The sequence below is a fragment of the Lacticaseibacillus thailandensis DSM 22698 = JCM 13996 genome, from assembly GCF_001436135.1.
Taxonomy (GTDB): Bacteria; Bacillota; Bacilli; order Lactobacillales; family Lactobacillaceae; genus Lacticaseibacillus; species Lacticaseibacillus thailandensis.
The window spans coordinates 498,993-511,028 of the sequence record NZ_AYZK01000001.1; the positions used below are offsets into that span (position 1 = coordinate 498,993).

A 12,036-nucleotide genomic window follows, 5' to 3' on the forward strand; every position below is an offset into this window, starting at 1 on the left:
TCATTCCTCCTTTGTGGTGGTGGCAAAGTCGGCAAACTGGCCGTGCACCAGGTGGGCCAAGTCGGCCACTTCGAGCCGGTCGGACAGCCCAATCTCGCCCGCACTGATGATGATGGTGCCAGCTTCCTGAGCTTCTTTGGCAAAGTAAATGGGGTAGTGGTGCCGCGCATAGATGCCCAACGGATTGTTGGCGCCATGTTCATACCCACTCGTCTTGACAAGGTCCTTTAATGGTACCATCCCCACCTTCTTATTGCCAGATGCCGCGCTTAACCGCTTATAATCGATATGCATGTCTAGGGGCACGACCCCGACCACGGGGCCAGTTTTATTGCCCGTCAACACCAGCGTTTTGTACACTTCGTGGCGGGGTACATCCATCTTGGCGCCGTCAATTTGCATGACGTCCCCGTCCTGGTAGGTGTCAAATTCAACTTGGGAGTATTTCACGCCCTGTTTGTCCAGCATCTTCTCGACTAACGTCTTGCCGGGGCCCGCGTGCTTTTTCTTACTCATAACTACATCTCCCTGTTCGGTATCCTTGCTTAATACTTTAGCTGAACCGCTGGAAAATGCAAGGATTTCGGCTAAGCGCCTTCACCCGTAACCGCTTCCATGATATACTAATCCCGGAACAACTGGAGGCGTTTTCATATGGTCAGAATTAAACATATCGTGGTTGCAATTTTGCTTGCGTTAGTCGCTGCAGCGGGGATCACGTTGGTGGCCACTCGTGGTGGCAATGCGTTCATCAGTCATGTGGAGTTTAGCACCAACGCCACACCAGTCAACAAAGCGACTGGTAACGCGACTCCCAGCGAGCGTAACGTCAAGCTCAGCATTAGTTCCGGGGTTACGCGCCAATTTAGCGCACTTGCTCCGTGGCTAGTTGGCGCTACCGCCCTTGCGATGGTGGTCACCCCCGTGGTAGCCTTTGTAGCCATTCAACCACCGGTTCCCGCCCCTGCCCGTATCCGGCACCGTGATTAGTGGGAGCCACATATTCATCGCTATTGTTGTGGCGGACACAAAAGGCCGTGCTTTCATTGCACGGCCTTTTGTGTTGCACCAACAATCTAGGCGCCCTCGTACTGTGTCAGCGCGAGCATATCGTAATTCTTAATCTTATCGCGGCCGTGCAGGTCCGTCAGTTCCACGATGAACGCGGTCCCGACCACGATGCCGCCCAGTCGCTCAACTAAGTCGATCGTGGCGGCAATGGTCCCACCCGTCGCCAACAGGTCATCGCAAACCAGCACCCGCTGACCCGGCTGAATAGCGTCCTTGTGCAGGTACAGGGTCGCCGTATCATACTCCAATTGGTAGCTGGCACTAACCGTTGCACGGGGCAACTTACCCTTCTTGCGGGCCGCTGCAAACCCCACACCGAGCTTGTAGGCCACGGGGCACCCCACGATGAATCCGCGCGCTTCAGGGCCCGCAATCATGTCCACTTTGCGTTCACGGGCAAAGTCAGCAATCGCGTCGGTTGCCGCCGCATAAGCTTTACCATCCGCCATTAGGGGCGAGATATCCCGAAAAATAATGCCGGGTTCAGGAAAATCCTGAACGCTGGCAATGTAATCCTTAAAATTAATGCTCATATGCTTGAATCCTCACAATTCTTGTCGGTACCGCAACAACGTAGCGCGCAAATCGGCGCGGGACGCTGTGCGTAACCGCCGCGCTAACCCCAACTGCGCAACGCGCTGCTGGTAGACTGGCGCATCCTCTAAGGCTTGCTTTTGCGGGTGCGGTACTGTCGAAATGAAAACACCGTCGTCTATAGTAACAAATTTCAGCTGCAAAAACACCTGTACGGCGAAAATAACTTGGCTGATTGCCAGGTGTGTCGCTCGCGCCACTAGTGGCAACCGGTGTTTGTCAAAGCGGGGATGCGCTCCCAAATAACGGAGCACGCTGGCAAACTCATTCCGGGTCGGTACTGCCAGCACCTCCTTGGCGGGGGCAAAGAACAGTGCCCCCACCGGCAGTTGGACGCGTTGGATCACCGCGGCCAGTTCCTTCTCAGAGGACGGCAGGTCAACTAACACCACGTTCGTGCTCCCTGCCGCTACTTGTGGCGCCATGACGGTCGGACCGCCAAACTGTAGCCGTTGCGTCAATTGCCGCGCTAACCGGGGGTTAAAGAAGACATAAGTGTGCGCCCCTGCTACCTGATCCTGGGTCAGCTGTGGCATACGCAAATCAATAACCTGGTCACTTTGCAGTTGCATATCCACCACCAGCAGTTGCAACGACGTGTTGCCCTTGTACGTGTTGGTATTTAGGTGAAACGCAATTTTGACCTTCTGGGCCGCGCTCAGGCTCGCCGCGAGGTTCCCGGCGCCAAAGTCTACGGCGCGCACGCTACCGCCGACACGAAAACGCAGGTGGCTATTATCAGCCCCCATTTGCGCGACGCTATCGACCGTACTGGTATTTAACGCGAAGGTTGGTTCGGGGTTGCCCTCACCAAACGGTGCTAACTGGCGCAGCTCCTGGTAAGTATCCATCGTCAAGTCGCTGACGTCGACCTGCGCGGTAATTGGTAACGGCGCGGCACTCACACCGGCCAAGACTTTGCTAGCGTCAGCGGCCAACGCCTGCTGCAATGGCGCCACGTTGTCCACGGGGAGACTCAACCCAGCGGCCATCGCGTGACCCCCAAAGTGAGTCATGAGGTCACGACTAGCGTTTAACCCGTCAAACAAATTGTAACCGGCAACGGACCGGGCACTACCCTTGGCAATACCAGTTTCTGAATCAATGTTGAGCACCACGGTCGGCTTCCCGGTATCTTCAACGATTCGGCTGGCGACGATGCCCAGCACCCCTTCGTGCCAATCATGGTGTGCTAACACCAGTGCGGCTTGATCCCGGTGAGCATCGTCTTGTGCCATGTCGAGCGCCGTGGCATAAATCGACTTGACCAACGCTTGCCGCTCGGAGTTGGTCTGGTTGATCTTACCGGCTAGTAGTTTGGCCTCCGCCTCATCAAAGGTGGATAACAACGTGACCCCCTCCGTGGCGTCACCCATACGACCGATTGCGTTTAGCCGTGGCGCCAGAGCGAACCCAATGGTGGTTTCGTTGACCGTCGCGGGATCGACACCCGCAGCCGTCATCAATGCGGCCAGTCCGACCCGCGGATTGGTCCGCATCATCTGCAAGCCCACCTGGACAAAGATGCGGTTCTCATCGGTCAGGCTCACCACGTCGGCGACGGCCCCTAAAGCAGCTAAATCGATACTCTCAACGGGCACCTCCCCGAGCAAGGCAGTCGCCACTTTCAGCGCCACGCCCGCACCACTCAGTTGACCAAAGGGGTACTTGCTCCCGGGGTACCGGGGGTGGACCACCGCCACCGCCTCAGGTAACTGGGGCGCAAGTTCATGGTGGTCGGTGACGACCACGTCCATTCCGTGCTGCATCGCCCACGCAATGGGCTCCGCACCGGCAATCCCGTTATCCGTCGTAATCAACAGTTGGGTCCCGTTGTCGGCCAACCGCTGGTACGCCGCCAAATTGGGACCATATCCATCCGTAAAGCGGTTCGGAATGTACACTTCGGGATCGGCACCAATACTCTCCAGCGCTTCCTTCATGATGGTAGCACTGGTAATGCCGTCCACGTCGTAATCCCCGTAAATGGTAATGTGCTCACCGTTTTCGACTGCCGCCGTGATGCGCGCCACGGCTTTGTCCATGTCGTGCATCAGCATGGGGTCGTGTAGCCGGCTAATGTCCGGCTGGGTAAAGCGCGCCCAGGCATCCGCATCCGTAATGCCACGCTGAATTAAGATGTTGGCTAACAGTGGGGAAACGCCCAACTGCTGCACCACCTGCTGCGTCGTTGCTTTATCTGCCTGTGGTAGTAATTCCCAGTCGTACTTGCCGCTCACGTACATCCATCCCTTCTCAACTAACCGCAACATTATAGCATATTCCCGGCCACGTTAAGCCTCCGTCTTGGCTGTTGTCGCCGGCGCCTCCTGGTCGGCCGCCCAGTGACGTAGCATCTCCAAGTAGGCATCGCCATACTTGTCCAACTTGTTTTGACCGACGCCACGGATACTCAGCATAGCTACCCGCGTTGTCGGTCGCTGTGCGGCCAACTCCCGCAACGTTTGGTCGGAGAAAATCACGTACGGAGGCACGTGCTGCTGTTCGGCAAAGTTGGTGCGCAACTCGCGTAACGCCTGGAAGAGGTCGTCGGCCACCGGCAACGTCTTGGTGGCCTTGACGGCCATCTTCCGTTGTACCTTAGCGTGACCTAACAACACGGCCACCCCTTGTTCGCTCACGGACAGCGTCGGGTATTGACCCCCACCCTGGTTGAGGTAACCACTGGCCACCAAAAAATCAATGAATTCATTAATATGAGACTGGGTCTGACTACTCATGAGGCCATAGGTAGGCAGATCATTAAGGTGCAACTCCCGGACGCGGGCCGTCTTGGCCCCCGTGAGCACTTGCGCTACCAACGACTTACCGAAGCGTTCACGCATGCGCTTGACGCAACTAAGTACCTTTTGTGCGTCCACCGTGACGTCCTGGAACGCGCGGTCGTCGAGACAGTTTCCACACCGGCCACACGGCTCGGTCCCGGTCTGACCAAAGTAGCGCAGGATAAACTGTTGCAGGCAGTCCTGCGTATTGGCATACTGCTGCATTTCGTGAAGTTTGCGATATTCATTTTGCTTGAACTCTTCGTCCATGTCCGACTGGTCGATAAAAAACCGGCGGATCTGTAGGTCACTGGCCTTAAAAAGTAAAATTGCTTCGCTAGGCAGGCCATCCCGTCCGGCACGACCAGCCTCCTGGTAATACGACTCCAAGTCACCAGGGACCTGGGCGTGGATCACGAAGCGCACGTTACTCTTGTCGATGCCCATCCCAAACGCGTTGGTTGCCACCATCACCTGCTTCCGGTCAAACAACCAGTCTTCCTGGTTGGTGGCCCGTTCGGTTTCGCTCAGCCCGGCGTGGTAGTAAGTGACCGAGATGTCATGAGCATCTAACAAATGATAGAGGCGTTCTACCTCTTTGCGCGTGCTGGCGTAGATAATTCCCGATTGATCGTTGTTCAGTTTTAGATACTCCAAGAGGTAGGTATCCTTGTTTTGGTCCTTGATAACACGAAAACTCAAGTTATCGCGGGCAAAGCCGGTGTTCACCTCGTTGGCGGTGGGAATGTTCAACCGTTCGCGAATGTCCGCCGCGACTTTGCGTGTTGCCGTCGCCGTCAGGGCAATCACCACGGGGTGGGACGGCAGCTGGGCGATGGTTTCGGTCAACGTCAGGTAACTGGGGCGAAAATCGTGGCCCCACTGCGAAATACAGTGCGCTTCGTCCACGGCGACCATGCTAACGTTTAGCCCAGCCAGTTCGTTGAAAAAGTGGTCCGAATCGAGCCGCTCCGGTGCGATGTACAGCAATTTAACGTCACCACGCGCAGCCATCGCAAACCGGTGGTCGATCTCCGGGCAGGACAGTGAACTGTTGATGTAAGTGGCCGCGATTCCTTCCTGGTTTAGGGCGTCGACCTGGTCCTTCATTAACGCGATTAGGGGCGAAACCACGACCGTGATTCCCGGCATAAGCAAAGCCGGAATCTGGTAGCACAATGATTTGCCGCCGCCAGTAGGCATGACGGCCAAGGCGTTTTCGCCGTTCAGCAGGTGTTGGATAACCTCCTCCTGCCCAGGGCGGAAGGACGAGTACCCAAATTTCTCTTTTAACGCCGCTAAGGCATTTTGTATATTCAACTTCTGTGACTCCCCTCTTGTTTTCCGGATTCTATTGTAGCAGAGAGCAGCGGTCCGCGGGTAACGTCGCAGTGCGCCAATACCGCCAGCGTGTTCAACTCCGGATGTGAACAGTGGGCGGCAGGTATCCGGACCGGCTACCTGCTACGTGCAACCAAGTGTTGCTACCGTGATTAGTTACCATTGCTGATGAACCAACGCCATTTTTCCCTCGGGCAAGCAATTGCCTGCTGAATCGTGCCCAATGACCACAAAATCCGTGCGTGCCCATACCAATTACTCGCTCCAGACCAACCCGTCAATTTTCTCTACCTAACCGTTAAATTTCGTCAAAAATGGCGTTCAAACGGCTATTAACGCTGAATCTACCGTGTAAATAAAATAATTTTTGAAGCGCACCCCGCCAACTGCTAGTTATGATTATCGTGTCATAACTTTGCAGCCACTAGTGGAAAGGTTGGTGACTCCTCTGCGTTCTAGGCTTGCACCCATCGGCGATAAGTGCCCAACGCCAATCAATTTTCGGCAAACTCGTTACCCCATGTTCTTTAAACGGCGGATGCAACCGTTTCCGGTCCAGTCATAAAAATCAAGTCTATTATTTGCCTTATACTCACCCGTATAATTAGGTTATACAAGAAAGGAGGTGACCCAATGGACGCAAAGGAAGCTAAGGACAAAGTCGCCGGCACGGTTAAAGAACAAACCGGTAAGCTGACCGGTAACGAAACCCTGGAAGCTAAGGGCAAGGCCCAAAAGTTGCGTGGTAAAGCGCGCGGTAAAGCCGATGACCTGAAGGAAAAGGGTGCCAGCAAGCTGAATGACACTGTCGACGCGGTCACTGACGACCACGACGACCGCTAACCCCGAGGAGGTATAACCATGATGGTAAAACCGCAAGCCCGCGATCAGCCACACCGCCCGTCTACGACCGGTCAGTTGCCCGGCAATGCGCCAACTGCCTGGGCACACCGCCACCTACGTCACGCCCGGGGCTAGGCACTTACCCTAACGAAACGTTACACCCCACGGACGGCAACCAGGACGGTGGCTCACACCGGTACGCACCAGCAGGGTAGCAGATGCCCTGCCCTAATAACTTCTTCTAATCACTTCTAACTTCTTCTAATTTTTCTGTGTCTCACCAAGACACAATTTTTCTCGACGCGTACGCCCCAACGTACGCGTTTTTGGGTGCAGCAACCATTCACTACCAAAAGGGTGCGCAACCGTCCCAAACCAGTACCCAACCACTAACGGATGGGGTATTCTAAACGTTGGATACATACTAATTGCAGCTCATGATAATCTGGGGGATATGTACATGAAAAAGCAGCGGATTTTTACTGGGATGGCCGTACTCACCGCGGTCACTTTACTAGCGGCGTGCGGCCATAAGCGCCAGCAACAAGCCAAATCTCACCAACAAACGGTTAACCGAATGGTGCGGGATGTGCTCACCTCAATGGACCCAGCGCAAGCGCCTGATAACGTGTCGATGCAAACTTTGACTGACACCATGGCGGGTCTCTACCGCTACCATGGCAACCGGCTCCAACCAGACATGGCGGCGCACCGGGCCACCGTCAGCGCTGACCACAAGACCTACACCTTCCATTTGCGGCGCAACGCCCGCTGGAGCGATGGTCACCCCGTCACCGCTAGCGACTTTGTGTACGCATGGCGCCGGGCCGTGAACCCCGCCACTAAGTCTGAATATGCTTATGTCTTCAGTGGCATCAAGAATGCGGACGCCATCATGACTGGTGCCGCACAGCCCAATCAGTTAGGGGTCACCGCACGTGACGAGCACACGCTGCAAGTGACGCTTGACCACGTTATCCCCTACTTTGAACCGCTGATGACCCTCAACGTTTTCGACCCCATTGAGGCTAGTGCTGTCCGCAAAGCCGGGGCGGGATTCGGGACCACGTCGCACCACCTCACTTTTAACGGTCCCTACCGCCTCGAACGGTGGACCAACGCCAGCAATAGTTGGACGGAAGTAAAAAATTCTGATTACTGGAACGCCCAGCGTGTTCACGTCAAGAAGATTCACGTGCAGGTCGTCAAGGACACGGCTACGGCGGTCAATCTGTTTCAGGCGGGCAAGCTGGACGATGCAATCATCGCCGGTGATACCGCGTCACAAATGGTCAACGACCAGGCCTACAACGCGGTGAAACTCCAACGGTCATACTTCCTGGAGATGAACCAGCAACAAGTGCCCGCTCTCCGCAACCAAAAGGTCCGTCAAGCACTGTCACTGGCCATTAACCGCCACCAGTACCTGCAAAAAGTGCTCAGTGACGGTTCCACGCGCATCAACACCGTTGTCCCGGTAGGTCTCTTTACTAACAGTCAAACCGGTGCCGACTTTGCCACCTCCTCCGGCCGGGCCGTACGTCAGTACACCGCCTATGACCGCCAGCAAGCCCAGCGCCTCATGCGTACCGGCCTCAAGGAAGTTGGCATTAACCGGTTCAGCTTCACGCTGACTGCCGACGACACGGACGCCGGTAAGAACACCCTTGAATACCTACAGGGTGTCTGGAGCAAAACTTTTCCGCAGGTAACGGTGCGCGCAAAGTCGGTGCCGGCCAAAACCCGGCTCGACCTGGGCCGTAAACACAACTTTGACGTGTTACTAGCCACCTGGGGCGCCGATTTTCCGGATGCGATTACCTATCTAGACCTCTTTACCTCCCACAACGCCAACAATGATGGCCAGTGGTCTAACCCGACGTACGACCGCCTCATCGCCGCTTCTAAAACAACGGATGTGACCAGCGTGAGTCGCCGGTGGCAGGATCTGACCCAGGCCAACCAGATCCTGACCCGGGACATGGGCATCATCCCCCTGTATCAGGCCGGTGAGGCCCACCTGACGCGCTCCAGTATTCGGGGATTACATTACAGCCCTAACAACCTGATTGACTTTGTGGGCGTCACCAATAAGTAAACTCCCCCTAAACGAATAGGCATCATCACCATGTGCGTCGTCAAATGATGCGTTGGTGATGATGCCTATTTTGTTGTTATAGTGCCCGCGTGGTAAAGGTCTGCGCCTCTTTGACCCGCAAAATTGCGTCGGCGGTATCCAGTGCCGTCAGCAACGGGGTCCCGTGGAGTACTGCCGCCTCGCGGATACGAAAAGCATCGGCCGCCGCATCATGGTTCGTGCCCACGGTGTTGATCACCACCTGAATATCACCGCGAATGATGCGCGTCAAAATGTCATCGTCACCCGCGCCAATTTTGGCCACCGCACTGACTGGTAGACCGTGGTCAGTCAGAAATTGGGCAGTCCCGGGCGTGGCTTGGAGGTAGTAGCCTAACGCGTGGAAGCGCTGCGCCAATCCCAAGGCCTCGGGTTTCTCCGCGTCCGCAATCGTAAACAGCACGGTCCCGTGATCGGGTACGTTAACCTTCGCCGCGGCAAAGGCCTTGTACAACGCCTTGTCGAGCGTGGTGTCGCTACCCATGACCTCACCAGTAGACTTCATCTCGGGACCCAACAAGCTATCGACGCCCGCGAGTTTGTTGAAGGAGAACACGGGGGCCTTCACGTGCACCAAGCCAGTCGTTGGCTGGAGGCCTGGCTGGAAACCCTGAGCACGGATGCTTTGGCCCAGAATTGCCAAGGTTGCCACCTGGGCCATGGGGATGCCCGTCACTTTACTCAAAAATGGTACCGTGCGGCTAGCCCGGGGGTTGACCTCAATGACGTCCACCTGCTCATCGTGGACAATAAATTGAATGTTCATCATCCCCACTGTGTGCAGACGTTGCGCTAATTCGGTCCCCCGCTGACAAATCTGGTCAATCACCGCCTGACTAAAATTCTGTGGCGGGTAAACCGCCATTGAGTCACCAGAGTGCACCCCGGCCCGTTCAATGTGTTCCATAATACCAGGGATCAGTACGTCCTGGCCGTCCGCGATGACGTCAATTTCGCACTCCTGCCCCGCCTGATAGTGGTCCACCAATACGGGGTGTTCATGGGAAACGCGCACCGCCGTCCGCATGTAGCGCTGCAGTTCCGCGTCGTTGTGGACGATTTCCATGGCGCGGCCGCCCAACACGTAGCTAGGCCGAATGAGGGCCGGATACCCAATTTTGTGGGCCACGGTTAAGGCCCCAGCCGTCGTAGTGGCTGTGGCGCCTGCTGGCTGCGGAATACCCAGTTCGCGGACGATTTGATCAAACTCGTCCCGGTCCTCCGCACGGTCGAGGTCCTGCACGCTGGTTCCGAGAATTTTCACGCCCGCCTGGGCCAACGGGGCCGCCAGGTTAATGGCCGTCTGCCCACCAAACTGCACGATAACCCCGACCGGTTGCTCCAGATCAATCACGTTCAGCACGTCTTCAACCGTCAACGGTTCAAAGTAGAGCTTATCGGCGGTCGAAAAATCCGTGGACACGGTTTCCGGGTTGTTGTTCATGATGATGGCTTCATAACCGGCTTTTTGGATGGCGTGCACGGAATGCACGGTTGCGTAATCGAACTCCACCCCCTGGCCGATACGGATGGGTCCGGACCCCAGCACCAAAACCGCGGGACGCCCATCCGGATGGCTTTCATTTTCATCCTCATATGTGGCGTAAAAATACGGCGTGGTGGAGGCAAATTCAGCCGCGCAAGTGTCGACCATCTTGTAGACTGGATGCAGCCCGGCTGCCAGGCGCTGTTGGCGAATCGCGTGGGCGGATTGATGCCATAGTTGCCCAATCTCCCAGTCGGTAAAGCCATTCCGCTTAGCCAGCCACAACGTGTCCTGATCACCAACGTGTTGCCGCAACGCCGTTTCAATTGCGATAATGTGGGCGACTTTGTCGACAAAAAATTCATCAATCCCGGTCAGTTCACTAACCTCGGCAATTGTGTAACCGCGGCGCAACGCCGTCGCTAGGTAGAACAACCGGTTGTCCCGCGCGTGAATCAATTGTTCACTCAGTTCATCCTCGCTCACGTTAGCCAGCGCTGGATCGTCCAGGTGGGGCAGGCCAATTTCAAGCGACCGGACCGCTTTGAGGAGCGATTCTTCAAAGTTGCGCCCGATGGCCATGACCTCCCCCGTGGCCTTCATTTGCGTGCCTAAGTGACGATCGGCCTGCTTAAATTTATCGAACGGCCAGCGCGGAATCTTGGTGACCACGTAGTCCAGCGCCGGCTCAAATTCCGCATAAGTAGTCTTAGTGACCGGATTTTTGATTTCATCCAGGTTCAACCCCACGGCAATTTTGGCCGCAATTTTAGCAATTGGGTACCCCGTCGCCTTCGACGCTAACGCTGACGACCGGGATACCCGGGGGTTAACTTCAATAATGAAGTAGTGCTCGCTGTGGGGATCTAACGCCAGTTGCACGTTACAGCCACCCTCGATATGTAGGGCCTGAATGATGCGCAACGAGGCGTCCCGCAGCATTTGGTTCTCCCGGTCCGAGAGCGTTTGCACGGGGGCCGTGACGATTGAATCGCCCGTATGAATACCCACCGGGTCGATGTTCTCCATGTTGCAAACCACCAGCGCGTTACCTGCATGATCCCGCATCACTTCATATTCGATTTCTTTGTAACCCGCAATGCTTTTTTCAATCAGCGCCTGGGTAATGGGCGACAACTTGAGGGCATTAGCACAAATCTCGGTCAGTTCAGTGGAGTTGGCACACATGCCCCCACCAGTACCGCCCATTGTAAATGCGGGCCGCACGATGACCGGATAACCAATTTGTTGGGCAAAGTCCAGGGCCGATTGCACTGTGGAGACCGTTTGCGAAGCCGGAACCGGTTCCCCCAGTTTCTGCATCAATTCTTTGAACTGCTCCCGGTCCTCGGCCTGGTCAATGGCCGTCAGCTTGGTGCCTAACAACTCGATATGCAACTCATCAAGAATTCCGGACTGGTTCAATTCCATCGCCATGTTGAGTCCCTGTTGGCCCCCTAACGTCGGCAGGATGGCTTCAGGGCGCTCCTTGCGCAAAATCTGGCTGACGAACTCAAGCGTAATGGGTTCAATGTAAACGTGATCCGCCACTTCTTTGTCAGTCATGATGGTGGCGGGATTGGAGTTTACGAGCACCGTTTCGTAGCCTTCTTCGCGCAACGACAGGCACGCCTGTGTCCCCGAATAGTCAAACTCTGCGGCCTGGCCGATAATGATGGGACCCGACCCAATAACCATAATTTTATGAATATCTGTGCGTTTGGGCATGTGAACCTCCTATGTGCAGATTAATTTATTACTGACCAACCGCGATGGTG

Annotated in this window: 8 protein-coding genes; 3 read left to right on the plus strand and 5 right to left on the minus strand. The window is 55.7% G+C overall.

Going from position 1 to position 12,036, the window contains the following annotated elements; translation table 11 throughout:
* Positions 1-516, minus strand: coding sequence for an aminoacyl-tRNA deacylase (locus FD19_RS02245; protein WP_054749468.1), 516 nt, complete (start codon positions 514-516; stop codon positions 1-3).
* Between the two features lie 138 nt (positions 517-654).
* Here FD19_RS02245 and FD19_RS02250 point away from each other — a divergent pair, with 138 nt between their 5' ends.
* Positions 655-990 carry a hypothetical protein gene (locus FD19_RS02250; protein WP_054749469.1) on the plus strand — a complete coding sequence of 112 codons (336 nt, stop codon included), beginning with the start codon at positions 655-657 and terminating at the stop codon, positions 988-990.
* A gap of 86 nt (positions 991-1,076) precedes the next feature.
* Here FD19_RS02250 and FD19_RS02255 read toward each other — a convergent pair whose 3' ends face one another.
* Genes FD19_RS02255 through recQ form a run of 3 tightly spaced genes read right to left on the minus strand, consistent with a single transcriptional unit; the run spans position 1,077 to position 5,771 of the window.
* The gene (locus FD19_RS02255; RefSeq protein WP_054749470.1) at positions 1,077-1,604 is read right to left on the minus strand and encodes an adenine phosphoribosyltransferase; all 528 of its coding nucleotides are present in this window, start codon (positions 1,602-1,604) and stop codon (positions 1,077-1,079) included.
* A gap of 12 nt (positions 1,605-1,616) precedes the next feature.
* Positions 1,617-3,938 carry a single-stranded-DNA-specific exonuclease RecJ gene (recJ, locus tag FD19_RS02260; RefSeq protein ID WP_225353419.1) on the minus strand — a complete coding sequence of 774 codons (2,322 nt, stop codon included), beginning with the start codon at positions 3,936-3,938 and terminating at the stop codon, positions 1,617-1,619.
* 21 nt (positions 3,939-3,959) lie between these two features.
* Positions 3,960-5,771 carry a DNA helicase RecQ gene (gene recQ, locus FD19_RS02265; RefSeq protein WP_056969021.1) on the minus strand — a complete coding sequence of 604 codons (1,812 nt, stop codon included), beginning with the start codon at positions 5,769-5,771 and terminating at the stop codon, positions 3,960-3,962.
* Positions 5,772-6,425: 654 nt separating this feature from the next.
* Here recQ and FD19_RS02270 point away from each other — a divergent pair.
* Together FD19_RS02270 and FD19_RS02275 are read left to right on the plus strand one after the other, a co-directional pair.
* Positions 6,426-6,635 (plus strand): CsbD family protein, encoded by a 210-nt coding sequence (locus FD19_RS02270; protein WP_054749471.1) that lies wholly within the window; start codon positions 6,426-6,428, stop codon positions 6,633-6,635.
* Positions 6,636-7,095: 460 nt separating this feature from the next.
* On the plus strand, positions 7,096-8,733 hold the full coding sequence (locus FD19_RS02275) for a peptide ABC transporter substrate-binding protein (protein WP_056969022.1): 1,638 nt from the start codon (positions 7,096-7,098) through the stop codon (positions 8,731-8,733).
* Positions 8,734-8,809: 76 nt separating this feature from the next.
* Here FD19_RS02275 and carB read toward each other — a convergent pair whose 3' ends face one another.
* Positions 8,810-11,986 (minus strand): carbamoyl-phosphate synthase large subunit, encoded by a 3,177-nt coding sequence (gene carB / locus FD19_RS02280; RefSeq protein WP_056969023.1) that lies wholly within the window; start codon positions 11,984-11,986, stop codon positions 8,810-8,812.
* Positions 11,987-12,036: the final 50 nt, after the last annotated feature.

Excerpts from the sequence above, each read along its gene's own strand:
- FD19_RS02245 (WP_054749468.1), bottom strand. The coding sequence starts at position 516 with ATGAGTAAGAAAAAGCACGCGGGCCCCGGCAAGACGTTAGTCGAGAAG.
- FD19_RS02250 (WP_054749469.1), top strand. The coding sequence starts at position 655 with ATGGTCAGAATTAAACATATCGTGGTTGCAATTTTGCTTGCGTTAGTC.
- FD19_RS02255 (WP_054749470.1), bottom strand. The coding sequence starts at position 1,604 with ATGAGCATTAATTTTAAGGATTACATTGCCAGCGTTCAGGATTTTCCT.
- recJ (WP_225353419.1), bottom strand. The coding sequence starts at position 3,938 with ATGTTGCGGTTAGTTGAGAAGGGATGGATGTACGTGAGCGGCAAGTAC.
- FD19_RS02270 (WP_054749471.1), top strand. The coding sequence starts at position 6,426 with ATGGACGCAAAGGAAGCTAAGGACAAAGTCGCCGGCACGGTTAAAGAA.
- FD19_RS02275 (WP_056969022.1), top strand. The coding sequence starts at position 7,096 with ATGAAAAAGCAGCGGATTTTTACTGGGATGGCCGTACTCACCGCGGTC.
- carB (WP_056969023.1), bottom strand. The coding sequence starts at position 11,986 with ATGCCCAAACGCACAGATATTCATAAAATTATGGTTATTGGGTCGGGT.